The 25,174-nt window shown below is 66.4% G+C and carries 20 protein-coding genes and 1 pseudogene; 6 read left to right on the forward strand and 15 right to left on the reverse strand.

What is annotated here, in order from left to right; translation table 11 throughout:
* The first annotated feature begins 48 nt into the window (after positions 1–48).
* Together AncyloWKF20_RS10685 and AncyloWKF20_RS10690 are read left to right on the forward strand one after the other, a co-directional pair.
* Positions 49–1,167: an efflux RND transporter periplasmic adaptor subunit gene (locus AncyloWKF20_RS10685; RefSeq protein WP_279317818.1), complete on the forward strand. Its 1,119-nt coding sequence runs from the start codon at positions 49–51 to the stop codon at positions 1,165–1,167.
* The gene (locus AncyloWKF20_RS10690; protein ID WP_279317819.1) at positions 1,164–4,274 is read left to right on the forward strand and encodes an efflux RND transporter permease subunit; all 3,111 of its coding nucleotides are present in this window, start codon (positions 1,164–1,166) and stop codon (positions 4,272–4,274) included. Before AncyloWKF20_RS10685 ends, AncyloWKF20_RS10690 begins: the two co-directional genes overlap by 4 nt.
* A 71-nt stretch (positions 4,275–4,345) precedes the next feature.
* Here AncyloWKF20_RS10690 and AncyloWKF20_RS10695 read toward each other — a convergent pair whose 3' ends face one another.
* Positions 4,346–4,588: a hypothetical protein gene (locus tag AncyloWKF20_RS10695; protein WP_279317820.1), complete on the reverse strand. Its 243-nt coding sequence runs from the start codon at positions 4,586–4,588 to the stop codon at positions 4,346–4,348.
* 34 nt (positions 4,589–4,622) lie between these two features.
* Entirely contained in the window at positions 4,623–5,513 is an 891-nt protein-coding gene (locus AncyloWKF20_RS10700; protein ID WP_279317821.1) for an SDR family oxidoreductase, read from the reverse strand.
* Positions 5,514–6,306: 793 nt separating this feature from the next.
* Here AncyloWKF20_RS10700 and AncyloWKF20_RS10705 point away from each other — a divergent pair.
* Complete coding sequence (locus AncyloWKF20_RS10705) at positions 6,307–9,612, forward strand: autotransporter domain-containing protein (RefSeq protein WP_279317822.1); 3,306 nt, start codon at positions 6,307–6,309, stop codon at positions 9,610–9,612.
* Between the two features lie 283 nt (positions 9,613–9,895).
* Here AncyloWKF20_RS10705 and AncyloWKF20_RS10710 read toward each other — a convergent pair.
* From AncyloWKF20_RS10710 to AncyloWKF20_RS10745, 8 genes and pseudogenes are all read right to left on the reverse strand, one after another.
* A pseudogene (locus AncyloWKF20_RS10710) lies at positions 9,896–10,048 on the reverse strand (transposase); the annotation flags it as partial.
* Entirely contained in the window at positions 10,005–10,148 is a 144-nt protein-coding gene (locus tag AncyloWKF20_RS10715) for a hypothetical protein (protein WP_279317823.1), read from the reverse strand. The gene AncyloWKF20_RS10715 and the pseudogene AncyloWKF20_RS10710, both read right to left, overlap by 44 nt.
* A 6-nt stretch (positions 10,149–10,154) precedes the next feature.
* Positions 10,155–11,183: an aliphatic sulfonate ABC transporter substrate-binding protein gene (locus AncyloWKF20_RS10720; protein ID WP_279317824.1), complete on the reverse strand. Its 1,029-nt coding sequence runs from the start codon at positions 11,181–11,183 to the stop codon at positions 10,155–10,157.
* A 39-nt stretch (positions 11,184–11,222) separates the two neighbouring features.
* A complete protein-coding gene (locus AncyloWKF20_RS10725) occupies positions 11,223–12,083 on the reverse strand; it encodes an ABC transporter permease (protein WP_279317825.1) in 861 nt (286 codons plus the stop codon).
* Positions 12,084–12,093: 10 nt separating this feature from the next.
* On the reverse strand, positions 12,094–12,966 hold the full coding sequence (locus AncyloWKF20_RS10730) for an ABC transporter ATP-binding protein (RefSeq protein WP_279317826.1): 873 nt from the start codon (positions 12,964–12,966) through the stop codon (positions 12,094–12,096).
* Positions 12,963–13,331 (reverse strand): ferredoxin family protein, encoded by a 369-nt coding sequence (locus AncyloWKF20_RS10735; RefSeq protein WP_279317827.1) that lies wholly within the window; start codon positions 13,329–13,331, stop codon positions 12,963–12,965. Before AncyloWKF20_RS10735 ends, AncyloWKF20_RS10730 begins: the two co-directional genes overlap by 4 nt.
* Positions 13,328–14,905, reverse strand: coding sequence for an FAD-binding protein (locus AncyloWKF20_RS10740; RefSeq protein ID WP_279317828.1), 1,578 nt, complete (start codon positions 14,903–14,905; stop codon positions 13,328–13,330). The genes AncyloWKF20_RS10735 and AncyloWKF20_RS10740 overlap by 4 nt, the downstream gene beginning before the upstream one ends.
* A 245-nt stretch (positions 14,906–15,150) precedes the next feature.
* Complete coding sequence (locus AncyloWKF20_RS10745; protein ID WP_279317829.1) at positions 15,151–16,086, reverse strand: helix-turn-helix domain-containing protein; 936 nt, start codon at positions 16,084–16,086, stop codon at positions 15,151–15,153.
* Positions 16,087–16,176: 90 nt separating this feature from the next.
* Here AncyloWKF20_RS10745 and AncyloWKF20_RS10750 point away from each other — a divergent pair, with 90 nt between their 5' ends.
* Positions 16,177–16,680 carry an isochorismatase family protein gene (locus AncyloWKF20_RS10750; protein ID WP_279317830.1) on the forward strand — a complete coding sequence of 168 codons (504 nt, stop codon included), beginning with the start codon at positions 16,177–16,179 and terminating at the stop codon, positions 16,678–16,680.
* A 7-nt stretch (positions 16,681–16,687) separates the two neighbouring features.
* On the opposite strand, the gene AncyloWKF20_RS10755 is transcribed toward AncyloWKF20_RS10750, so the two are convergent.
* The 4 genes from AncyloWKF20_RS10755 to AncyloWKF20_RS10770 are packed head-to-tail and all read right to left on the reverse strand — an operon-like array spanning position 16,688 to position 20,865.
* On the reverse strand, positions 16,688–18,028 hold the full coding sequence (locus tag AncyloWKF20_RS10755) for an LLM class flavin-dependent oxidoreductase (protein ID WP_279317831.1): 1,341 nt from the start codon (positions 18,026–18,028) through the stop codon (positions 16,688–16,690).
* A gap of 41 nt (positions 18,029–18,069) precedes the next feature.
* Positions 18,070–18,912, reverse strand: a complete 843-nt coding sequence (locus AncyloWKF20_RS10760) for an ABC transporter permease (RefSeq protein WP_279317832.1) — start codon at positions 18,910–18,912, stop codon at positions 18,070–18,072.
* Between the two features lie 35 nt (positions 18,913–18,947).
* On the reverse strand, positions 18,948–19,991 hold the full coding sequence (locus tag AncyloWKF20_RS10765; protein WP_279317833.1) for an ABC transporter substrate-binding protein: 1,044 nt from the start codon (positions 19,989–19,991) through the stop codon (positions 18,948–18,950).
* 16 nt (positions 19,992–20,007) lie between these two features.
* Complete coding sequence (locus AncyloWKF20_RS10770) at positions 20,008–20,865, reverse strand: ABC transporter ATP-binding protein (RefSeq protein ID WP_279314070.1); 858 nt, start codon at positions 20,863–20,865, stop codon at positions 20,008–20,010.
* Positions 20,866–20,982: 117 nt separating this feature from the next.
* On the opposite strand from AncyloWKF20_RS10770, the gene AncyloWKF20_RS10775 reads away from it, so the two are divergent.
* Both AncyloWKF20_RS10775 and AncyloWKF20_RS10780 read left to right on the forward strand, forming a co-directional pair.
* Positions 20,983–22,353 carry an LLM class flavin-dependent oxidoreductase gene (locus tag AncyloWKF20_RS10775; RefSeq protein WP_279314071.1) on the forward strand — a complete coding sequence of 457 codons (1,371 nt, stop codon included), beginning with the start codon at positions 20,983–20,985 and terminating at the stop codon, positions 22,351–22,353.
* A gap of 223 nt (positions 22,354–22,576) precedes the next feature.
* Positions 22,577–23,812: an MFS transporter gene (locus AncyloWKF20_RS10780; RefSeq protein WP_279314072.1), complete on the forward strand. Its 1,236-nt coding sequence runs from the start codon at positions 22,577–22,579 to the stop codon at positions 23,810–23,812.
* A 133-nt stretch (positions 23,813–23,945) separates the two neighbouring features.
* Here the strand turns inward: AncyloWKF20_RS10780 and AncyloWKF20_RS10785 are convergent, their stop codons facing one another.
* Positions 23,946–25,169: an acyl-CoA dehydrogenase family protein gene (locus AncyloWKF20_RS10785; RefSeq protein ID WP_279314073.1), complete on the reverse strand. Its 1,224-nt coding sequence runs from the start codon at positions 25,167–25,169 to the stop codon at positions 23,946–23,948.
* Positions 25,170–25,174 lie beyond the last annotated feature (5 nt).

Raw genomic sequence — 25,174 nt, forward strand, 5'->3', positions numbered from 1 at the left:
ATATCGGATATAGCAGTCAAATGCAATCTAAATCATAGGGCGGCGGATATGAACAAGAAGCCCATTCTCGTGTTGGCAGGCGTTGTGATCGTGGCGGTCGGGACCGCAGGATTTGTCGCGCTTTCGCTTTCCACACCCCATGCCGGACCGGTTAGCGACCCCCGGCAGGACGCACCACTCGTCCGGGTGACGAAGATCTCACCAGTAAAAGGCGTTGAGCGTGGTTTTACCGGCCTCGTCGAGGCGCGGGTGCAGAGCAATGTCGGTTTCCGCGTGCCCGGCAAGATCATCGAGCGGATGGTTGATGTCGGCCAGCAGGTCAAGGCGGGCCAGCCCCTGATGCGGATCGACGACACCGATCTGCGCCTGGCGCTCACCGCCAAGCGCAACGCGGTGGCCGCCGCACGGGCGGTGCTGGTTCAGGCGAGCGCGGATGAGAAGCGTTACGCGGCGCTCCTCAAGGGCGGCCTCGCCGCCACCCCGCAACGCTACGAACAGGCCAAGGCCGCGCTGGACACCGCGCAGGCGCAGCTCGATGCGGCGGAAGCCGAAGCCGATGTCGCCGCCAACGAGGCCACCTATTCCACGCTGACGGCGGGAGCCGATGGCACCATCGTCGCCACGCTCGGCGAACCCGGACAGGTCGTGGCCGCCGGCCAGACCGTCGTCCAGCTCGCCCATGCCGGGCCGCGCGAAGCGGTCGTGGCCCTGCCGGAGACGATCCGCCCCGCCTTGGGCTCGCTCGCCAAGGCGCGCGTCTATAGCAGCGACGCCGAAGCCAGCACCGCGCGGCTCCGGCAGATCTCCGATGCGGCCGACCCCCAGACCCGCACCTATGAGGCGCGCTACGTGCTTGAGGGCACCGCCGCCTCGGCACCGCTCGGCGCGACCGTGACGATCACCATCGCCAGCGGCAAGGAACAGCGCTCCGTGACCGTGCCCATCGGGGCTGTGCTCAATGATGGCGTGCGCACAGGCGTCTGGGTTCTCGACAGCACCTCCTCCACGGTGCGTCTCGTGCCCGTGCAGATCAAGCGCCTTGGAAACGAATACGCGACGGTGACCGGCGTCGAGCTTGGCGCTGACGTCGTCGCCTTGGGGGCGCATCTGCTGACGGATGGCGCAACCGTACGTACGACGGCCCAGGTCGAAGGGAGCGCCCAATGAGCTTCAACCTCTCGGCGCTCGCCGTTCGCGAGCGGGCCATCACCCTGTTCTTCATCGTTCTTCTGGCAGCAGCGGGCGTCTACGCCTTCGCCAAGCTCGGCCGGGCGGAAGACCCCTCCTTCACCATCAAGACGCTGACGGTCACGGCGGTGTGGCCCGGCGCCACCGCCCGCGAGATGCAGGATCTCGTCGCCGAGCCGCTTGAAAAGCGGATCCAGGAACTGACCTGGTATGACCGCGTCGAGACCATTGCCCGCCCGGGCTTTGCCTTTCTCACCGTCACGCTCAAGGACAATACGCCCCCCTCGGCCGTCGAGGAGGAGTTCTACCAGGCGCGCAAGAAGCTCGGCGACGAGGCGCGCAACCTGCCGCCCGGCGTCCTCGGTCCTTTCGTCAATGACGAGTTCTCCGATGTGAGCTTCGCCCTCTACGCCCTCAAGGCCAAGGGCATGCCCATGCGCGAGCTGGCGCGGCAGGCGGAAGTGATACGGCAGGATCTGCTGCACGTTCCCGGCGTGAAGAAGATCAACATTCTCGGCGAACGCCCCGAGCAGATCTTTGTGGAGTTCTCCTACGCCAAACTCGCGACGCTGGGCGTGTCCGCTCAGGACATCGCCACCGCCCTTCAACGCCAAAACACGGTAACGCCGGCGGGCTCCATCGATACGCGCGGACCGCAGGTCTTCATCCGCTTCGATGGCGCCTATGACAGCCTCGAGGCCATCGCCGACACCCCCATCGTCGCCGGCGGCCGCACGCTCAAGCTCTCCGATGTCGCCGAGGTCCGGCGGGGCTATCAGGATCCTGAAACCTACATCATCCGTCACGAGGGCGAACCGACCATCATGCTGGCGGCGGTGATGCAGCAGGGCTGGAACGGACTGGAACTCGGCAAGGCGCTGGAAGCACGCTCGAGCGCGATAGCGGCGACGTTGCCGCTTGGCATGACGCTCGACAAGGTCAGCGACCAGGCCGTCAACATCGACGCCGCCGTCGGCGAATTCATGATGAAATTCGCCATGGCGCTCGGCGTCGTGCTGTTCGTCAGCCTCGTCAGCCTCGGCTGGCGCGTCGGCATCGTCGTGGCCCTCGCCGTGCCGCTGACACTCGCCGTCGTCTTCCTCATCATGCTGGAGACCGGCCGCTTCTTCGACCGCATCACGCTGGGCGCGTTGATCCTGGCACTCGGCCTGCTCGTCGACGACGCGATCATCGCCATCGAGGTGATGGTGGTGAAGATGGAAGAAGGCATGGACCGCATCAGCGCCGCGGCCTATGCGTGGAGCCATACGGCGGCGCCCATGCTCTCCGGCACGCTGGTGACGATTATCGGCCTGATGCCGGTCGGCTTCGCCGCCTCATCGGCGGGCGAATATGCCGGCAACATCTTCTGGGTCGTCGGCTTCGCGCTCATCGTCTCCTGGGTGGTGGCGGTGGTCTTCACGCCCTATCTTGGCGTGAAGATGCTGCCAGACATCAAGTCGATCGAAGGCGGCCATCACGCGATCTATAATACGCCCAACTACCGGCGCCTGCGCGCGGCCATCAAGTTCACCGTGCGGCACAAATACACGACCTGCGCCGTGGTGGGTGTGGCCATGGCCCTCTCCGTCATGGGCATGGGCGCGATCAAGCAGCAGTTCTTCCCGACCTCCGACCGTCCCGAGGTTCTGGTTGAGGTGCGCATGCCGGAAGGCAGCAGCATCGAGGCCACGACGGCCGCCGTCGAGCAGGTGGAACGCTGGCTGAAGGAACAGCCCGAGGCGAAGATTGTCACGAGCTATATCGGCCAGGGCGCACCGCGCTTCTTCTTCGCCATGGCACCGGAACTGCCGGACCCGTCCTTCGCCAAGATCGTGGTGCTGACGCCCAATGCGGCCGCCCGCGAGGAACTGAAGCACGACCTGCGTGCGGCCGTCGCCGGAGGGCTGGCGCCCGAAGCCTTCATTCGGGTGACTCAACTCGTCTTTGGGCCCTACACGCCCTTCCCCGTCGAATTCCGCATCATGGGCCCCGATCCGGCCGAACTCTACCGCATCTCCGAAAAAGCCCTCGCCATCATGAACGGGATTCCCGACGTGCGGCAGGCCAACCGCGACTGGGGCAACCGCGCGCCCATCCTGCGCTTTGTTCCCGACCAGGAACGCCTGAACCTCATCGGCCTGTCACCGGCGGAGGCGGCCCAGCAGTTGCAGTTGCTCCTCACCGGCATTCCCGTCACGCAGGTCCGCGAGGACATTCGCAACGTCCCGGTGGTGGCGCGCAGTGCGGGCGAGAACCGGCTCGATCCGGGCCGGCTCGCCGACTTCTCCCTGATGAGCCGGAATGGCCGCCAGGTGCCGCTCGATCAGGTCGGACGCTCGGAAATCCATTTCGAGGAGCCGATCCTGAAGCGTCGCGACCGCACGCCCGTCATCACCGTGCGTGCCGACATCAACGAGGCCACGCAGCCGCCGGAAGTCTCCAAGCAGGTGATGCAGGCGCTCCAGCCGCTGATCGCCTCGCTTCCCGTCGGCTACCGCATCGAGATGGCCGGAAACATCGAGGAGTCGATCAAGGCCAATACGGCGCTGGTCAAGATCTTCCCGGTGATGATCGCCGCGATGCTGATCGTCATCATCCTGCAGGTGCGCAGCCTCTCGACGATGACCATGGTGATGATGACGGCGCCGCTCGGCCTCGCCGGCGTGGTGCCGACGCTGATCCTGTTCAATCAGCCCTTCGGCTTTAACGCCATTCTCGGCCTGATTGGCCTCGCCGGCATCCTGATGCGCAACACGCTGATCCTGACCGAGCAGATCAAGGAGAACAAGGCCGCCGGCCTCGATGACTATCACGCCGTCATTGAGGCGACCGTCCAGCGCACCCGTCCGGTGATCCTGACCGCGCTGGCGGCAGTGCTCGCCTTCATCCCGCTCACACACTCCGTGTTCTGGGGATCCATGGCCTACACGCTGATTGGCGGCACGGCGGTGGGTACGGCGCTCATCCTGCTGTTCCTGCCCGCCCTCTACGCCGCCTGGTTCCGCATCAAGCCGACGGCAGATGAGGTGCACACGGAGCCGGCGGGTGTTCCCAGCGTTCACCCCGCCTTGGCCGCCGAATGAGCGGCAGCAGCATTTCTGGCGCGACGTGAATTGGATCCGGGGCCGCGTAGCAGCGCGGCCCCGTATGGCGTTCATCCGCTTGTATGAGGCGACTTCGCGGTCAGTCGAGGTGTCAGCGCCAGAAAATCGCTCAGCGGCACCGGCACGCCCTGAATCGTGTCGAAGGAGGTGGGAATGGGTGCCGGCACCTCCCCTTCCGGGAACACGAAGCCACTGCCGGGCTCAAAGGCGACGATCGCCTTGACGTTGCCGCTCTTCATCGTGCCGAAGCCGATTTCGCTGACGGCAAGGTGTCCCAGATGGCGCGTCTGCATGATGTTGGCTCCTTTGCTGCGAAAGGGGCGACGCTCAGCCCGGGGTCGGCAGCTTGCCGGCCCGCATGGCCGCGATCACACCGCCATCGATGAGAAGATCGCTGCCGGTGATGAAACCGGCATCCGGCCCGAGCAGGAAGCTCGCAGCCACGGCGATTTCGTCGGGGGGCGCCATGCGCTTTGCGGGAGAAGCCTCCACCATGGCGCGGTAAATGTCGCCGATCTCGGAGTTGAGCTCATGGGCGGCCAGGGGGGTGACGATGATGCCGGGACTGATCGCATTGACGCGCGCCCCGCGCTCGCCCCACTTGATGGCCTCCGCCTGCACCCGCAGGATGTTGGCGCGCTTGGCCACCATATAGGCGACCAGCGTGTTGGGGACCGCTTCCGGCTGGAGGAAGGGCAGCGCCAGCAGTTCGTCCGCAGGAACGCTGGCAAGCTGGCGCTCGTCGGCCTCGGGCAGCTGGCGCATCATGTGCCCGGCCATGCTGGAAATGATCAGGCCCGCGCCTCCGGGAGCAATGACCTTCCCGAACTCCTCGAACACCACGGCCGAGCCGTAAAGATCGACCTCAAGCAGCTTCTTCACCGGAGCCATATTCGGCGAGAGGCCGGCCGTGTTGACCAGCTGGAGGACGGGGCCATGAGCGGCCGCGGCTTCCGCCAGCGCCCGCACCGACGCCCGCGAGCTGACATCGACGCGCTGCGTTACAACGGCATAGCTGGCTTGGGTCATATCGGCGGCCGCCTGCGCGAGGGTCTGCTCGTTCGCATCGGCGAGCAAAACCGTCTTTCCGAAGCCTTGTCGCCGCGCGATAGCCTGACCGATGCCCCCGGCACCAATGATTACGATCACGTCTTTCGTCATGTCTCGCCTCCGCATCCCCGGCAATTGCAAGCCGATGGGCTTCGTGATGACGAACATAGACGGGCTCGTTCTCAGCTATTAGCAGCTGAATTGGGGATGGAGCTATACGCCGTGTTCATTAATAGCTGAGGAGACACCCGGCAGTCCGTGTTGCTCCTGGATCTCGCATCATGGCGTCAGGGCGATGCTTGGCTCCCGGATGACGCGGATGATCGAGCAGAAATCCCTACCGACCAATGAGCCGCTCTCTCCGGCCGAAGGACGGTAATATTTCAAATTTGTTAGTTTCTGAAAGTTGCACCTTACGGTACGAAACTAGGGGGCGTCGTTTCTAAGTGCGGGATCTTCCATGCTGTCTGTCTGTGCCGTCGCACATGGCCGTGCCATCCGTCAGCCTGTGCGTTCATTCCGTCACGCTCTGCTCGCTTCGGTCGCCGGCGCCCTTCTGATGGGAGCTGCCGGCGCGCCCGCCTTGGCCGCGGATGGCGATGGCGGCGTCAGCAGCGACGGCACGCCCGGAGGCAGCGCCAGCTTTACCTCAACCGGCGGGTATGGGACATCCGGGCAGGGCACCAATGTCAGCGGCAGTGGCGGCGGCGCCGGCGCGCAAGGGGGCTGGGGTGGTTGGGGCTGGCCCTATTCCGGCGCCAACGTTGGGAGCGACGTCTCCGGCTGCGAGTGTGGCACGCCCGGGGTTGGAGGAAACGCTCCGGGGGCTTCGGGTAGCAATGGTGGCGAGGCGCAACAGAGCGGCTGGGCGAATGGCGGCGGCGGCGGCGGCGCGCATGGCTATGTGGGGTCTATTGATGGACTGCCAACCTTTGGATCCGTTTGGGGCGGAAGCGGCGGCATGGGAGGCGAGACCGACCCTTTCGTCAGCAACAATAATGGCGGCGGCGGCGGCGGCGGCTTCGGTGCCGTCATCACCGGCCTCAACGGCAGCGGTGGAACGATAACCGTTCAGATTTCTGCGGGTAATGGTGGAACCACCGGCTACCGCTCCTTGTCGGGCGGCGGCGGCAATGGCGGCACCGGGCTGCTCTTCCTTCAACTTTCCGGCGACAACGTTGTTACGCTTTCGGCCGGGGCCAGCGTGCAAGGCGGTACTGGCGGAGCCGGCATGACGCGTGCGGGCGACGCCGGCACCGGGCTCGTCATTCGCGACGGCACCGGCAACAACACCTTCAATCTCGCCGGGACCATCAGCGGTGGCGACGAGAACTACATTTTCAACAGCCACATTGGTGGCAATGGCGGCAACGGTATCGCCGTCGTCAACATGAACGGCCTCACCACGCTGAACATCAGCGCTGACGTCACGGGCGGTTCGGGGGGCGAAGGATTCACGACGGGCGGCAATGGTGGCGCGGGCATCACCGGCGACAATCTCGCTATCAATGTCGATGGCAGCCAAGGCCCCGTGACAGTAAGCGGCGGGGCGGGCGCTTCGTTTTTCGCGGCGGGACTGGGCGGCGCCGGTATCATCGGTTCCGATCTGGCCATCGTGCTGACGGGGGCAGCGACTGTCGCGGGCGGCGGCAATGGCATCTCCGGCGCCACTGGCACAGCTGGCAATGCCGCCGCGATTGATTTCACCGGCGGCACCAATTCGCTCGAACTCCACGCCAGTGACGCCGGTTCACCGACCCTGACCGGCAACATCGTTCATGCCGGAGGGAACGACACACTGACCCTGAGCGGCAGCGGCACCGGGAGCATCGAGGCCAGCCAGATCAACGGCTTCGGCACCTTTGTGAAGGAGGGATCATCCACCTGGACGATCAGCGGCGGCCTGCCGGTTTTCAGCGTCAGCAGCTGGACCCTGAATGGCGGCACAGTGTCGATCTCCGGCAATGTGTTCGGTGCCAGCGCCCCCATCCTTATCAATGGGGCGACGCTGGCAACGACGGCGAGCTTCCTCCTTTCCGAACCCATCCAGCTTCAGGGTACGGCGGCCTTTTCCCCGGCGGCGGGCACCTCGCTCATCCTGAGCGCAGAGCTGTCCGGGTCGAGCGCGCTGACCAAGCTGGGCGGCGGCACGCTGATCCTCGCCGGCGTCAATGCCGGCTATGCGGGCCCCGTCACCCTTGCCGCCGGCACGCTTGAGCTTAGCGGGATCGGCGGGCTGCCCGGAGCTACCAGCTGGACGCTCAATGGCGGCAGCCTCGACGTCTCCCAGAGGGGCAGCGGCACGAGCCTTCAGATGGTGTCGGGCACCGGCGCGCAATCCGACATCAACGTTGGCAGCACTGACGTGACCCTCGTGCAGCCAGCCAATGCCAGCTATGCCGGTACCTTCTCCGGCACGGGCAGCCTAACCAAGACCGGGGCGGGGGCTCTGGTGCTCACCGGCGACAGCCCGTTCACCGGAACGACGACCATTGCCGAGGGAACGCTGCAACTCGGCGATGGCGGCACCAGCGGCTGGCTCGCGGGGGCCATCGTCAATAACGGAACCCTGGCCATCAACCGCTCCGACAGCGTCGCGATCTCCAACACGATTACTGGCCCAGGGGCCCTGCTGCTCCAGGGCGGCGGCACGGTGACTTTCGCTAGCGGCTACAGCGGCAGCGTCTCGGCCGTGGGCAGCAGCATCCAGCTCAGTGGCACCAATCTGGCGAATGCCTCGCTGGCCCTTGAAAGCGGCAGCGTCCTTTACGGCAATGGCGCGGTCGGCACTCTCACCGTCCTCGCGTCCGGCATTGTCGCGCCGGGCAATTCGCCGGGCACCCTCACGGTAAACGGGCCGGTGCTGTTCAGCGGCGCCTCGGTCTATCGGGTCGATGCGACGCCGACCGGCGGGCACGACCTCATCACCGCGACCGGCACGGTGACGCTTTCCGCCGGCAGCGCCGTGCAGGTAGTGGCCGCCCCCGGCTCCTATGCCGCGAACACCACCTACACCATCCTGACCACCACCGATGCGGTGAACGGCACCTTTGGCAGCGTCAGCAGCAATTATGCCTTCCTCAGTCCCACGCTCAGCTATGACGCGCAGAACGTTTATCTGACGCTGACCTATACCGGCACGCAGTTCGCGAGCCTGGCGCAGACCGCCAACCATGCGAGCGTCGCCGGCACGGTGCAGGGCCTCGGCTTCGGCAATGAGGTGTTCGACACGCTGCTGCTGCTGCCGGCGAGCGCGGTTCCGGGCGCGCTCGACGCGTTGTCGGGAGACGCCTACGCCTCGGTCGGCACCGTCATCCAGCAGCAGTCGATCTATGTGCGCGAGGCGGTGGGCGAGCGGCTGCGTCAGGCGCTCACCGCGCCGGGTGTCTCCCCCCTCGCCTATGGCGCCGGCCCGCAGACGGCGGCGCTGGGCGAGGGCCTCACCCCCACGCTGTGGATGCAGGGCTATGGCGGCTGGGGCGACACCTCGTCGGACGGAAACGCGGCCAGCATCTCCAACAGTATTGGCGGCTTCCTCATGGGCGCCGACGTCGAACTGGCGCCGAATGTGCGGGCCGGCCTGTTCGGCGGCTTCAGCCAGTCCTGGTTCGATGTGGACGACCGCAACGCCTCCGGCTCGATGGACAGCTACGATATCGGTGTCTATGCCGGCGCGCAGTTCGGGGCCATCGCCCTGCGCGGCGGTGCCGCCTATGCCTGGAACGATGTGTCGGTCTCGCGCACCGTGTCCTTCCCCGGCCTGTGGCAGGCGCTGGAGGCCGACTACACCACCGGCACGACGCAGATCTTCGGCGAGGTCGGCTATGACATGGCGGTCGGCGCCTATGCCTTCGAGCCCTTCGCCGGCCTCGCCTATGTGCATGTCGGCGGGGCGGATTTCACGGAGAGCGGCGGCTCGGCCGCGCTCTCCGTGTCAACCGACAGCATGGCGACGCTCTATTCCACACTGGGCGTTCGCGTCGCGACCACGCTGGAGGTGGGCGGGCGCACCCTCACCCCGCACGCGACCATCGGCTGGCAGCACGCCTTCGGCGACATCACGCCGGACGCGGCGCTCGCCTTCGCCGGCGGCTCCACACCGTTCACCGCCGCCGGCGTGCCCATCGCCGAGGACACGCTGCTGCTGGAAGCCGGGCTGCGCTACGCACTCACCGACACCGCGCAGCTCGGCGCGTCCTATAGCGGCCAGTTCGGCGACGGCGCCACCCAGAACGCCTTTACCGTCAATTTCTCGATGAAGTTTTGAACGGAGAAAGCCGCCATCGCGATCCTGGAAGCCGCGCTAGCCGGAGAAGGGCAGAGGATTCGCCGTTGTTGCCCAGGAGGTCAAGAATCTAACCAGCCATTCCAAGAATGGCGACCGTGGATATCGCCAAGTACATCAACGAATTACTGACGGTCTACGGCGCCATCTCCAATTCTCTCGGCGCAAAATCGTATCAATGTCGCGGTGCACGCCTTTCATGAAGGACGTCGCCTCGACGGGATAAGATCGCCTTCCTTCCAGTGGGATCGAAGGGCGAGCGGCCGTGCGGACGCAACGTGTTGTCGTGCGTCCGCCATGCCTCGACGATCCGTCTGGCTGCGGCCAGCGATGGCAACATGTGCTAGGTCAGGCACTCGTCACGCGAGCGACCATCAAAGCTCTCGACGAAGCCATTCTGCTGCGGCCAGCTCGGCGCGCCGCGCCGCATCCTCATACGGCTTGAGATCGTCGAGTTGGGGCGGCAGCCGCGCCGAGTGCACGATCTGCGCAAGCACGGCCAGGGTCAGCCGCCCCATACACGTTCAGTTATTGGCCAGCTTCTTGAGCGCTGCGTCGTAATAGGAGCGGTCGATCCAGGTGCTGTAATCGACCTTGCCCTTCAGCAGCCCGGCCTCGGCCATGAAGGCTTCCTCGGCCTGGAGTGCCCGCACCGCTTCCTCGGTGATCTTCGGATCCTGCCAGAACTTGCCCTCGCCATAGGTCGAGCGCACGGCCTTCTCGCTGCTGCCGGTCTCTTTGATGAAGATCTGGATGGTCTCCTCCGGGTGCGCATCGGCCCAGCGCGCGGTCTCGATGTCGATGGCCAACAGGCGCGCGACGATGTCGGGGTATTTGCGCGCAAAGGTGCCGTTCACGCTGAGAACGTGCGGCACCGCCCACTCGCGCTTTCCGGACACGCCGGCGTCGAAGATCACTTTTGCCCCGCCCACATCGACCAGCTTCTGCGCCGGCCCCGTGCTCTCGACAATGGCGTCGATATCGCCGCGCGCCAGCGCCGGGCCCGAGCTCTCGATGCCGATATTGAGCAGCTCGACGTCCTTGATCGAAACGCCCGCCTCCTTCAGCGCCTTGGCAAAGGTGGAGTGACGCACCGTGCCGGTGAGCACCGCGACCTTCTTGCCCTTCAGCTCGGCGATGTTCTTGAGCGGCGAGTCGGGGCGCACCACGATCAGCGTCTCGTTGGAGGGCACCCAGCTTGAGAGGCCGATCGCCTTCACATCGGCGCCGGCCGCGCCAAGGCGAAGCGAGGGGTTATTGCCGATGTAAGTGAACTCGATGGCGCCCGAACCCAGCGCCACCGAGGCGGGCCCGCCGCCGTCGAAGGTCGCGAGCTCGACACGGATGCCGTCCTTGGCGAATTCCTGCTCCAGCAGCTTCTTGTTGCGGTAGAGGATAAATTTGAGATGCCCCGGCGCCGTGGAACCGATGCGGATCACCTCCGGCTTGTCGTCTGCCTGGGCCGGGATGATGCCGGCCAGCGGGGCAAGGGTAGCGAGACCGAGCGCCTGAACGACGCGCCGGCGCGAAAGGGAGAAGGAGTACGGGGCCATGATCGGAGCCTTTCGGGAGATGTGAAGGGGATGGCGCCGTCAGGCGACGCCCTTATCCTCGGAAGCGCGCCAGCGCGTTGCCCGGGCCTCGAAGGCCACGAGACCGTAATTCAGCAGGAAGCCGATAACCGTCAGCGTCAGGATGCCCGCATACATGCGGTCGGTTTCCAGCATCAGCGACGAGTTCTGGATGAGGTAGCCGATGCCCGACTGGGCGGCGAGCATCTCGGCGGCGATCACCGAGAACAGCGAGCTCTTCACGCCTAGCCGCGCGCCGGCGACGATCGAGGGCACGGCGGAGGGCAGGATCACCTTGCGGAACAGATCCCAGTCCGAGGTGCCCATCGAGCGCGCGGCCTTGATGTGCAGCGGATCGACCGACTTCACGCCGACAATGGTGTTGATCAGCAGGAAGAACACGGCGGCGTAGAAGGTGATCGCCACCTTGGAGGCCTCGCCGATGCCGAGCACCAGGATGAACACTGGCAGCAGGGCGAATTGCGAGGTGTTGCGCAGAGTCTGCACCAGGAAATCGCTGATCTTCTCGAACAGCGGGTAGCGGCCCATCAGCAGGCCGAGCGGAATGGCGACCACGACCGCCAGGCCGAAGCCGATGGCAGCACGCTGCAGGCTGATGCCGATATGGCGCGCGAGCAGGCCGCTATGGATCATGTCCCCGAGCGTCGCCAGCACCTGGCTCAGCGGCGGGAAGAAGATGGCGTTGATCCAGCCGAGGCGCGGCGCGAGCTCCCAGACGAGAGCAAGCAGCAGCAGCGCCGGCAGGCCGAGGCCAATGGTCTGGATGGTCTGCCACACCGAGGAGTGTGAGGGCAGGAAGGCGGGCCGGCTCCACCAGACGCGGGGCGGAACATCGGTCGATTTGTCGGTGGCGAGCGTCATCGTCCAGTCCTCAGGCGTTATAGGCGGAGGCGAGAGCCCAATCGCGCTGGGCCTTGCGGACCTCTTCGCGCAGGGCGTCCCACACGCGGGCCCGGTAGGCGTTGAAAGCGTCGCTGTTGCGGATCTCGATGTCGCGCGGGCGCGGAAGGTCGACCTCGATGATCTCCTTCACCCGCGCCGGGCGGGCGGTCATCACCACGATCCGGTCGGCGAGGAAGATGGCCTCGTCGATCGAGTGGGTGACGAACACCACCGTCGTCTTGATCTGCTCCCAGATGCGCAGCAGCTCGCTTTGCAGGATATCGCGCGTCTGCGCATCGAGCGCGGCGAAGGGCTCATCCATCAGCAGCACCTGCGGATCGGTCGCTAGCGCGCGGGCAATTGCCACGCGCTGCTGCATGCCGCCGGAGAGCTGTGAGGGGTAGCGGTCCTCAAAGCCGGTCAGGCCGAACAGGTTGAGGAAATGCTGCGCCCGCTCGCTCCGCGCCGCCCGGCCGACGCCGCGGACCTCCAGCGGGTACTCGATGTTCTGCAGGGCCGTCCGCCAGGGAAACAGCGCATATTGCTGGAACACATAGGCGGTCTCGCCATGCGGGCGCGTGACCTTCTTCCCATCGATCGCGGCGAAACCGGCGCTCGGCTGAGTCAACCCGGCGATCACGTCCAGCAGCACCGACTTGCCGCTGCCCGAAGGGCCGACGATGGTGACGAACTCGCCCGGCCTTATGTCGAGATCGACGCCGGAGAGCACCGGGATGCGATCGCTCACCGTGCCGTCCAGCGTGACGCTCTGGCCGGGCTTGAGCTGGAACGTCTTGCGCACGTCGCTGATGGAGATGCGGCTGGTCGCCGGCGGCGCGGCGACGGGGGCGATGGTGCTCATGGTGCGGTGCTCCTTGCCCCGGCCGGCGTGCCGCCGGTCAACGAGGCCTGGCGAAGCCGATGGGTGGGGTCTTTGTCGGCGCCGCCTTCGCGGCCCTTCTTCCAGCCGAGCGCGCGCGCATAGCTGCCGAACAGGCCGGCCTCGACGACCGCGCTCTCGGTGATGCCGGTGACGTGCTCGGGATCGAAGGCGACATAGAGCGCGTCAACCGGGCAGTAGATCTCGCACAGGAAGCAGGTCTGACAGTCGTCCTGCCGGGCGATCACCGGCACGCCGCCGGCGACAGCCTCAAAGACATTGGCGGGGCAGGCCTTCACGCAGACATTGCAGGCCGTGCAGCGGGTTTCAGATAGAACCTCGATCATGATGCGACGGCCTCGGCGGGCTGGGTGCCGAAGCTGAGCGTCGGCTGGTCGATGCCGGCGATGGAGAGGCGGCGGGCCTGCGCGGCATCGCTGCCGGGGGCGTCGAGGCGTCGGTGCATGCCGCGCGTCTCGGTGCGGGCCTGCGCGGCGCGGTAGGCCCAGCGGCTGGAGGCAAGCAACGCCGCCGCCTCCCGCAGCCGGAAAGCGGTGGCGCCGGTGCCATGGCCATGGTCGCGCAGCGTCGCCCAGGCGCCGTCGAGCCGGTCGAGCGAGGTGGCGAGCTTGGGCGCGCTGCGGAAGAAATTGCGGTCCACCGGCAACATCTCGGCGCGCACCAGCGCCACAGCCTCCGCCGGATCGACGGCGCCGGCGGCGAGAGCGGGGCGAAGACCGGCCTGCCCGGTCGGCCGCACGGCACGCTCATGCGCCCGGCTGCCGAGGCGCGTGGCGAAGGCGGCCGCGCCCTTGCCGGACCACACGCCGGTGGCGATGGCCCAAGAGGCGTTCGGCCCGCCGCCACCGGTCGCCGCGCCGGCAATATCCTGCCGGTCCAGCGTATCGCCGGCGGCATAGAGGCCGGGAATGCCGACGCCGCAGTCGTCGTCCTGTCGTCTCAGCCCGCCGGTGCCGCGCACCGTGCCTTCCGAGCGCAGGGCTATGGGAAAGAGATCGACGAACGGATCGATGCCGGCGCGGTCGAACGGCAGGAAGCAGTTTGGCTGGCCCCGGCGCAGCGCGTCGGGAAGCGCGCCGGTCGCGCGGTCCAGCCGGGCGAAAATGGGTCCTTCCAGCGATTCCTGCGCCAGCACGGGAAAGCGTTGGCCGGGAGGAATGTCGATGGCCGAGCCGTCGGTCCGGTAGAAGCTCGCCCAGAAATAAGGCAGCCCTTTATTCACCGACGAGTGCAGCGGCACGATGCCATACTGGTTGGAGAACTCCATGCCGGACAGGGTGGCGCCGAGCTCGGCGGCCATCAGCTGGCCGTCGCCGGTAAGCCCGGTGGCGCCGAGGATGCGCGAGCCGAAGGCGCAGCCGCCGGTGGCAAGCACCACGGCACTGGCGCGCGCCTCCCAGTTCTCGCCGATCTGTCGGGCAAAGCCGGCAGCACCGGCCACCGCATCGCCGGCGACCAGAAGCTCCAGCGCGGGATGATGGTCACGGATCGTCACGCCGGCGCGCACGAGCTGGGTGCGCAGGAAGCGCATATAGTCCGGGCCGCGCAGATTGGCGATGTAGAGCTGGCCCTCATCGTCGCGCGGAAAGCGGTAGCCGCGCTCGGCAAGGAAGTTGAGGTGCTGAGTTGCCGCATCAATGACGCGGGACATCTGACGGAGATCGGCGAGCCCCTCGGATTGCTTCGCCCGCTCGGCGACAAGGCGCGCGCGCCGCTCCGGCGTGGTGGCGAACCAGGTCCCGGTGTTCGAGGGCGCGGTGGCGCCGCTGGTGCCGACATAGCCCTTGTCGACCAGAACGACGCTGCATCCGGCTTCGCGCGCGGCAAGCGCCGCCCAGCAGGCCGCCGGCCCACCCCCGATGACGAGGACGTCCGATTGAAGCTGGACAGTAGCAGCCACAACAGCCTCCAAATGCGCGGGACGATGATGAAACCACCCCCGTCAAGCTCCCAACCCCGGCGGCGAGCGCGGGCGCCAGAACCATTAATACATTAAATGAGTAGGTATTATAGATTTTAAGCCCACGCAATCCCACGTGATGGAGCCGGCGGCTCCGTTTGCGGTGCAGAATGCATCGCGCTACCCAGCGCCGAGGCACAACCGTTGACCTTCTCTGGCGTCGAGCGGAGGCGTCCGGCGGGCGGCTAACAGAGCCGTTGCCGGGCCAGCCATTGCGTCGGCGTCACCCCGAGTTCGCTGCGGAAGGCGCTTCGCAAGGCGTGGGCGTCCGGGAAGCCGGAACGGACGGCAATATCGTCGAGGCCACGAGCACCGCCGGCGAGGAGTTCCTGCGCCCGGACGAGCCGGGCGCGCTTCAGCCATTCCCCAAGGCTGCCCCCGGTTCGCGCCCGGATATGGCGCGTCAGGCTGCGGCGGCTCATGCCGGCGCGCTGCGCCAGATCGTCCAGCTCCGGCACCACCGTGGGGTCGGCGCGCACTGTCTCCAGGATTTCCGTCACCCGCAGATCGGCCGAGGTACCGATGGCTGGCCGGTCGATTAGTTGCAGCTGCTCTCCCATCCGCTGGGGCGCCACGACGAGATGGCGCGCGACGCGGTTGGCCTCGTTGATCCCCGATATCCGGGCGAGCAGATGCAGGCAGCAATCTAGTCCCGAGGCAATTCCGGCTGAGGTGAGGACCGGCCCCGCGTCGACGAAAAGCGCCCCCGCATCAACCGTCACTTTCGGGTATCGCTCGGCGAAGGTGGCGGTGCGGGCCCAATGCGTCGTCGCGCGCCGCCCATCAAGCAAGCCGGCTTCGGCCAGACCGAAAGCCCCCAGACAAAGACCGACGACGATCGCCCCTCGCCTCTGCGCCGCCTGAAGTTCGGCGACGATGTCGTTCGAGACCGGCTCATCGGCATCGCGCCAGCTGGGAAGAATGACAATGTCGGCGTCGCGTGCGGCATCGAGCGGATGCGCCGCCTCGATCGTCAGGCCGCCGCTTGCCGCGAACCGAGACACAGTTGCGCACACGTCGATCCGGTGACCGCCCGCGATGAAGGGCTCTCCGAAGACGGCCAGCGGCGTGGAAAGCATGAACGGGCTGATGCCCTCATAGGCGAGAACAGCAAGGCGCATTGGCCCAAATTACACGGGTAATGTCCATCAGGCCACTGACGGGGAACTGCCGCCGCCGGTAATGAGAGAGCGCCCTCAAGGAGCTTTCCGATGACCCGCACCCTTCTCGTGATCGACATCCAGAACGAATACTTCACCGGCGGCGCATTGCCGCTCTGGCAGGCCGAGGAGACCGAGGCCCGGATCGTTGCCGCCATCGGCAAGGCGCGCGGGCGCGGCGACAGGGTGGTGCTTGTGCGCCATGTCTCGGCGGCAGCAGACGGCCTGTTCGCCGCCAATGGTCACGGCGTCGGCATTCGCCCTGCAATCCTCACGGCGGCCGCCGATACGCCAGTGGTCACCAAGGCCCATGCCGACGCCTTTCAAAGGAACGACCTTGCCGCCCATCTGGGCGGCACCGCCGAGCTCCTGATCGTCGGCATGATGACGCAGAACTGCGTTGTCTTCACCGCCCTGTCCGGTCTGGCCAAAGGCTTCCAGGTGAAGGTCGTCGGCGATCTCTGCACCGCCCCGGTCGAGGTGGTGCATCGGATCGCGCTGAATGCGCTGGGTTCAAAGCTTCCCGTATCGACCGCCGATGAGGTCTGGAGCTGATCGCGGCCTACGCCACCTCGTCCAGCAAGCTTCGGCGGGGCACCGGCAAGTCGTAATGGTCGCGCAGCGTCGTGCCTTCATAGTCACGGCGGAATAAGCCGCGCCGCTGCAGGATCGGCACCACGCCATCGACGAAATCCTCGAGACCGCCGGGCAGATAGGCCGGCATGAAGTTGAAGCCGTCGGCGGCGCCGTTCTTGAACCATTCCTCGATCCGGTCGGCGAGCTGCTCGTGGCTGCCGACAAAGGTCTGGTGGCCGCGCGCGCCGGCGAGGCGATGGAGCAACTGGCGCAGCGTCAGGTTCTCGCGCCGCACGAGGTCGATCACCAGCGCGGTGCGGCTGCGGTGCGTCTCCACCGAGGCGGCATCGGGGAAGGCGTCGAGCGGCACCGGCGCATCAAGCGGGTAGGAGGACAGATCGACGCCGCTGAACTGGCGGAGTTGGCGCAGCCCATATTCGGGAACGGTGAGTTCGTTCAGTTCCTCGGCGAGCTTCTTCGCCTCGGCCTCGGTGCCGCCGATGATCGGGCTGATGCCGACGACGATCTTCACATGGTCGGCTTCACGCCCGTTCTGCGCCGCCTGCCGCTTGAGCTCGGCATAGAAGCGCTGCCCCTCCTCCAGCTTGCGCTGGGCGGTGAACACGACCTCGGCATGGCGCGCCGCGAAAGCCACGCCGGTCTCGGAAGAGCCGGCCTGGATCAGCACCGGCCGGCCCTGCGGCGAGGGCGGGACGTTGAGCGGGCCGCGCACCTTGAAGAACTCGCCCTCATGGACGATCGGGTGGATGCGGTCGATATCAGCATAGATGCCGGCCGCCCGATCATGAACGATGGCGTCCGGCTCCCAGCTGTCCCAAAGCTTCTTCACCACCTGTACGAAATCCTCCGCGCGGCGGTAGCGGTCGCGATGGGCGATGACGCCGTCGAGGCCGTAATTGCGCGCCGCGTTCTCGCTGCTGGTGGTGACGATGTTCCAGCCGACGCGGCCGCCGCTCAGCAGATCGAGCGAGGCGATCTTGCGGGCGACGTTGAAGGGCTCGTTGAAGCTGGTGGAGATGGTGGCGGCAAGGCCGATATGCGTCGTCACCGCGCTCAGCGCGCCATGCAAGGCGACAGGATCGAGCTGCTCGACCGGGCGCAGCTTCACATTGTCCGACAAGGCCGGCGTGTCGCCGAAGAACACGGCGTCGAGCTTCCCGCGCTCGGCGATGCCGGCCACCTTGCGCTGGTAGTCCAGCGCGGTAAGGCGCACCGGCTCCGACTTCGGATGCCGCCAGGCGCCCTCATGATTACCGCCGGTCGAGACATGCACGTTGAAATGAAGCTGCCGAGGACGTGAGCTCATGGGCCACCTGTGGGCTGAAGCGAAGCGGGATCTTCCGAAGATCAGGCGTCGGAGGTGGGCACCCTCCAGCGCGACAGGCGACGCTCGGCGGTGACCAGAAGCTGGTTCACTGCCAGGCCGATCAGCGCGATGGTCAGGATGCCGGCATACATCTTTGGAAGCAGGAAGTTGAACTGCGCGTAGTTGATGAGGTAGCCGAGCCCACGGGTGGCCCCGACCATCTCGGCGGCGATCAGCACCAGGATCGAGCTCTGGGCGGCGAGGCGGAAGCCGGTGAAGACCGAAGGCACCGCCGAGGGCAGGATGATCTTGGCGAAGATGGCCGGCGCCGAGAGCGCCAGCGACCGCGCCGACTTGATGAGCAGCGGATCGACGCTCTTCACCCCGCTGATGGTGCTGAGCAGGATGGGGAAGAAGCAGGCGAAGGTGACGATACCCACCTTCGAGGCCTCGCCGATGCCGAGGAAGAGAATGAACACCGGCAGCAGCGCCAGTGCCGAGGTGTTGCGGAAGAACTCAAGCGCCGAACTCAGGAAATCGCGCGCCCGGCTGTACCAGCCGATGACGAGCCCGAGAGGCACCGCGACCGACACCGCGAGTCCAAAGCCGATGAGTGAGCGGGTCAGGCTGGCGCCGATATGGCTCTGCAACTCGCCCGACCGCGCCATCACGAACAGCACGCCGACCACCTGGCTCAACGGGGGAAACCATACGCGGTCGACGAAGCCGAGCCGGGGCAGCAACTCCCAGAGGGCGAAGACGGCGAGCAGCGACGCGGTCTTCCAGACAGCCCCGCGCAGAAGGCGCGCGCCATCAGCGGCTCGCGCCACCAGCCGGACGCCCAACGTGTCGGCGCGGCCGTCGTCCGTGGCAATGATCGACATCGGCATCCCTCCTCAGCCGGCCACGCGGCGCGGCATCATTCCGCGCCCTTCCAGTAGGGATTGAAGGCGTTGCTGTAGATCTTGGAGAGGTCGAGCTTGCTGCCATCGACCTCGCCACGGGAGTTGAGCCAGTCGATCCACATGGCGAAGTCCTGCCGCTTGATCCAGCCACCCTCGGTCTCGATGCCGAGGCTCTGCCAGTACTTCAGCGGCGCGAGCTGGTTCGCGCGGCCCTTGCTCTCGAGGTATTTGGAATAGACCTCGACCACCTCGGCTCGCTTGTCCTCCTTCTCCTTCTGCTGCGACCAGGCGATGGCGCGCGCGATCGCGGCGACCAGATGTTTGGTGGTGTTGGGGTTCTTGGCGATGAAGTCGTTGCGGAGCACGCCGGTATTGTCGTTGTAGCTGCCGAGCAGATCGACATTGCGCGCCAGCGCCTTGATGCCACCGCGCGCCAGCGCCGCGTCGCGGAAGGTGAAGCCGAGGCTTGCCGCGCTGATCTGGCCGTTGCGCAGGGTCTGCTCGACATTGGGCGTCGGCAGCGGCACGAAGGTAACCTGCTTGATCTCCTCCTGAGACAGGCCGCCGCGCGCGAGATAGATGCTGCTCACCGCTTCCTGGTTGGCGCCCAGCGTGTTGACGCCGATCTTCTTACCGATGAGGTCGCGGGCATTGTTGATCTGGCCGTTGTCCAGCGCATAGAGGCCCGGCGACGTGAGTTCGTTGGTGCCGCGCCAACTGACCACCGCAGTCAACGGGGCGCCGGCGGCAACGATGTTCAGCACCGCGCCGTTGAAAGCGGAGGCAATATCGGTCTGGCCCGTCGCGGTGGACTGGAGATTGGCCGGCCCTCCCTGCACGTCGCCGACCCGCTCCAGCGTGATCGGCGCGAGATAGCCGAGCGCATCGGCCAATTCGAGCGGGCTGATGTCCGATCCGGTGCTCGACTGATAGCGGATCACCGTGGTCTCGAGCTTGGGCGCGTTCTGCGAAGAGGCGTCGGACGTCAGGCAGGACACCGAGATCAAGGCGGCGAGGCTGGTCACGACGGCGGCGCGGCGGGTCGGCTGGAAGGACATCAGATCAGCTCTCACTTCAAAGGGTGGCGTGAACGCGCGGCGTCTGGGCGGCCCCGCCGGCCGTTGGCGCGGGAGGAAGCGCGGTGCGGGCACGAGCGACCTCGCCGCGCAGCAGATCCCAGATTTCATGGCGATAGCGGGCGAAGTCGGGATGCGAGCGGATATCCGCCTCCGCATCGCCACGCGGCAGATCGACATCGACCAGCGCCTTGATGCGGCCGGGACGCGAGGTCATCACCGCGACGCGCTGGCCGAGATAGATCGCCTCGTCGATCGAATGGGTGATGAAGACGACGGTGGTACGGGTGCGCTGCCAGAGGGTGAACAGCTCTTCCTGCAGGAGTTCGCGCGTCTGTGCGTCAAGCGCCCCGAAGGGCTCGTCCATCAGTAGGATGTCCGGCTCATAGACCAGGCTGCGGGCGATGGCCACGCGCTGCTTCATGCCGCCGGACAGTTCGTGCGGGAACCGGTCCTCGAAGCCCTTGAGCCCCACCAGTTCGAGCACGGCAAGCGCTTTCTCCCGCCGCTCCCGACGCGACAGGCCACCGGCAGCCTCCAGAGAGAATTCGACATTGGCGAGGGCGGTCCGCCAGGGCAGCAGCGCGTATTGCTGGAAGACGATGCCGCGCGACAGGCTCGGCCCCCTCACCTCCTGCCCGTCGATCCTCACCGAGCCGCTGGTCGGCTGAGCGAGACCGGCTAGGATTTCGAGCAGCGTGGTTTTCCCGCAGCCGCTCGGTCCCACAATGGTGAGGAACTGGCCGGCCGGCACATCGATCGCCACGCCGCTGATGGCGACGAATTCCTCGCCCTCTCTGTCACGCAGCCGGAAGCCGTGGCGTTCGATGCGCAGCTCGATTTTGGGGACCGACAATGCCGGGCCGGAACCGGAGGATGGCGTTGACATAGATCAATACATAAATTCTATAGACAATAGAGTCAATTAAGGGGCGCTGATTTCCATCGGGTCGGCGAAGAGGGAGAGAACGCGATGGCGCGCCGCGGTCAGATGAAACTGAACGCCTTCCTGCACCCGACCGGGCACCACATCGCGGCGTGGCGTCACCCGCAGGCCACCGCCGATGCCGGCGTCAATTTCGACCATTATGTCGAGCTGGCGCGCACCGCCGAACGCGGCACGTTCGATGCGGTCTTCCTCGCAGACTCGGCGGCGGTGCGGGACCAGAACATCGATTCCGCGAGCCGCGTCGCCCGCTATGTCGTGCATTTCGAACCGCTGACCCTGCTGTCAGGCATCGCCGCGGTCACCCGCCATATCGGCCTGATCGCCACAGCGACGACGACCTATAACGAGCCCATCCACATCGCCCGCAAATTCGCCTCGCTCGATCACATCAGCAAAGGGCGGGCGGGATGGAACCTCGTCACCTCGTCAGGCGAGGTCGAGGCGTTCAATTTCAGCCGAGACCAGCACCTCGCCCATGCCGACCGCTATGATCGCGCCCGCGAATTCGCGCAGGTCGTCACCGGTCTTTGGGACAGCTGGGAAGATGACGCTTTCGTTCGCGACAAGGCGAGCGGGCACTATTTCGATCCCGCCAAACTGCATGTGCTCAACCACAAGGGGCCGCATTTCGCCGTGCGCGGCCCGCTGAATGTCGCGCGCAGCCCACAGGGGCGCCCGGTGCTGGTTCAGGCCGGCTCTTCCGAGGCCGGCAAGGAGCTGGCCGCCGCGACAGCCGAGGTGATCTTTACCGCCGCTCAGACACTGGACGAAGCGCGGGCGTTCTATGCTGACGTGAAGGGCCGGCTCGCCCGCCACGGCCGGGCGCCCGACACACTGAAGATCCTGCCCGGTGTCTCGCCCATCGTCGGGCGCACCGCCGAGGAGGCCGACGAGAAATTCGCCATCCTGCAGGAACTGATCCATCCCGCTGTCGGGCTCTCCCTGCTGTCACAGATGCTCGGAGGCGTTGATCTCAGTGGCTATCCTCTCGACGGCCCGCTCCCCGACCTGCCGGAAAGCAATGCCGCGAAGAGCCGGCAGAAGCTGCTGGTCGATCTGGCCCGTCGGGAAAACTTCAGCATCCGCCAGCTTTACCAGTGGATTGCCGGTGCGCGGGGCCACTGGACCATACGCGGATCCGCCCACGACATTGCCGACCAGCTCGAAACATGGTTCGTGAACGAAGCCGCCGACGGCTTCAACGTCATGCCGCCCTATCTGCCAGGTGGGCTGGACGATTTCGTCGATCTCGTCGTGCCCGAGCTGCGCCGACGCAAGCTGTTTCGTGAGCACTATGAGGGCCGGACCCTGCGTGAAAATCTCGGCCTTCCCTACCCCAAGCATCCGTCCACCGACGCCGCGCCAGAGCCCGAGACGCTGGCACATGCCGGATGACGAGCGCCCGGCGATGCCGGGTCACGACGGCCCCCGAAGTTGCGCATAGCCGGCGCGCACGCGACGCATTCATCAATCGAGTACGGTGACCGTTGTTGCGGGCACCGCAGAGCATGGAACTTCACGCGTTGCAGAATGACATCTCGGGGGTTCTTGCCTCTCACCACCGCGGCAGAGCCATTTGCGGCCCAACCGTCCCGCGCCTTGCGCGGACCGTACCGTGATGGCCGACCACGCCTTGGACGAGCGGGAGGAATCACGCCCGTTCATCATTTATGCCGTCGCGCAGGCGATCTCGTCCTCCGGGACATGGATGCAGCGCCTCGGCATTGGCTGGCTGGCCTGGGACATGACCCACTCCGCAAGCTGGGTCGGCGCCATGGCGCTTACCGAGGTGGTCGCGGCGCTCTGGGTCGCGCCGCTCGCCGGGGCAATTACCGACCGCAGCAATGCCTTTCGGCTGAACCTGCTGTTCCAGTGCTGCGGGATTGCCGTGTCGCTGGCGCTGTTCCTGGTGACCGCGACCGGGGCGATGACCATCTGGCTGCTTTGGCTGCTCTCGCTGGCCGACACCACATGGCAAGGGCTGAGCCAGCCAACCCGGATGGTCACGGTCGGTCTCCTTGCCGGTCGGAAGAACATGGCGACAGCAATCGCCACCAGTTCCATCGGCTTCAATGTCGCGCGTGCGCTCGGCCCGGCCAGCGCTGGTCTGATCATCATCCATGGCGGGCCGGCTCTGGTCTTTCTGGCCGACGCGCTCACCTTCCTGGCCATGATCCTCGCGCTCGTCCATTTGCGGGCCTATATCGACCGCCCCGGGCCGGCGACCGGCAGCGACCTGCTGCAGGACATCATAGGCGGCTACCGCTACATTGCGCGCACGCCCGCTGTGGCGACCGTGTTCCTGCTGGCGCTGGCCTTCTCCGTGTTCGGGCGGCCGTTCACGGAGCTGTTCCCCGCCATCGCCGGTGAGATGTATGGCGGTGGCCCCGGCTTTCTGTCGTTGCTGATGAGCGCCCAGGGAGTGGGTGCGCTGCTCGGCGGCGCCTGGATGCTGCGCCGGAGGTCTCACACGGCGCTGGTCCGCCTCACCCTGCTCACCGGCCTGGGCATGGCCGGCGTCATCTTCGTCTTCACGCTAGCCGATGGCGCGACCCTTGCTCTGCTGCTCATCGCCATGGCCGGGCTGGGTCATGTGATGTGCAATATCGGCATGCAGTCGCTCGCGCAGCTTTCCTCCGATGTCGTGTTTCGCGGCCGGACGATGGCACTCTACGGCCTGATCTTCCGCACCGGACCGGCAGCCAGTGCCGCGATCATCGGTGCAGGCGCCGAGGATCTGGGGCTTCGGTTTCTCTTGGGCGCGGCCGCAGGAGCGAGCATCGCGGCGTTCCTGCTGATCATCCTGTTCCGTCGGGAAACGATCAGGGATCCGCGCGACGACCTTTCGGCTTGAAGGCCCCCATCGGGCGCGAGCGAAGGAACCGCTCGAAGACAGGGGCGACAGGGGCCGGAAGGACGGCGCATCAACAGGCATGGCGAGGGCTGGGCGTACAACGTCCAGACCACGCGGGGCCGTCCTCGCGGCGTTAGAAGAACCCCTTCGCCGGCAGCCTTGTCCCGTTCGCTTCGAAGGCGCCGATGGCGGCCGCTTTGGTCACACCGGGATTGTGCGTTGCCAGCGTCCTCGCGTTGCGCCAATGGCGATCGAGATTATTAGCGCGGCTGGCGGAACTGGCGCCTGCGAGATCGAAGATGCGCCCACCGCCGCGGATGGCGAGCTCATCGGCGATCAGCTTGGCTTTTGCTGCCGCGAGGGCCGCATCGTGAGCGAGTTCGGGATCATCGCGCCCGCTGTCACGGGCCGCAGCGACGGCATCAAGCGCCTCGGCCGCCGCCAGAACGGCAGCTTCGGCAGCGAAGGCATCGGTGGCCAGCTCGCCGAGCACGCCGAGCAGCAGCGGATCGTCCGCCGGCCGTTCGGCGTTGGCATAGTAGAAGGTGCGCCTGCGCCCCAGCAACAGACGGCGCGCGTCCGTCAATACGGCGCGCGCGATGCCGGCGACGATGGCCGTCACATAGAGCTGCGCCAGGGTGTTGGAATAGGCGTGACCATAGCCCACGCCATCGGCATCGAAGACAGCCTCGGCGCGCTCGACCCGCACATGCCGGAAATGCCCGGTGCCCGACGCCGTGAGACGCTGGCCGATACCGTCCCAGTCGTCGACAATCTCGATCCCGTCGCGCCCCACCGGGATGATGACCGAGGCGAGGCGTTCGTCCGGCGTCGCGGCGCGCACGAGCACATAGTCAGCGTAGAGCGTGCCGGTGGTGTAATATTTGGTGCCGTTAAGTCGGAACCCCTCACCCTCCGGGGTGAGGGTCGTCGACGGCAGGACGCCGCCCGCCGTCTTCGCACCCAGTTCGATATTGCCGAGGCCGAAGACGGCTCCGCCCGCGACGGCGTTCTGCCAGATGCGGCCCTGCGCATCGCGCGCGCGGCGCACATAGAGTTCGTTGACGGAGAAGTGGTTGCGGAAGATGTGCGCCACATTGGAGTCGGCGGCGCCAAGCCGGATGACGATCTTGAGCAGTTGCCGCAAGCTCAGCCCGGCATGGTCCGCACGCGGCAGACGCAGCGCGCCATAGCCGGCCTCGCGCAAAAGCGCCACCTCGGCGAAGGGCAGGATGCGCTCACGCTCGCGCTCGGCTGCGCCCTGCTCGATCTGGTCGAACAAGGGCTGAAGGCGTGCAAGCTCCGCCTCGCCATCGGCCGGGGGTAGCAAGGCAAGAGCGTCGACCGGCTTGTTCATCGCGC

Origin of the sequence: Ancylobacter sp. WKF20 (genome assembly GCF_029760895.1) — a bacterium.
Taxonomy (GTDB): domain Bacteria; phylum Pseudomonadota; class Alphaproteobacteria; order Rhizobiales; family Xanthobacteraceae; genus Ancylobacter.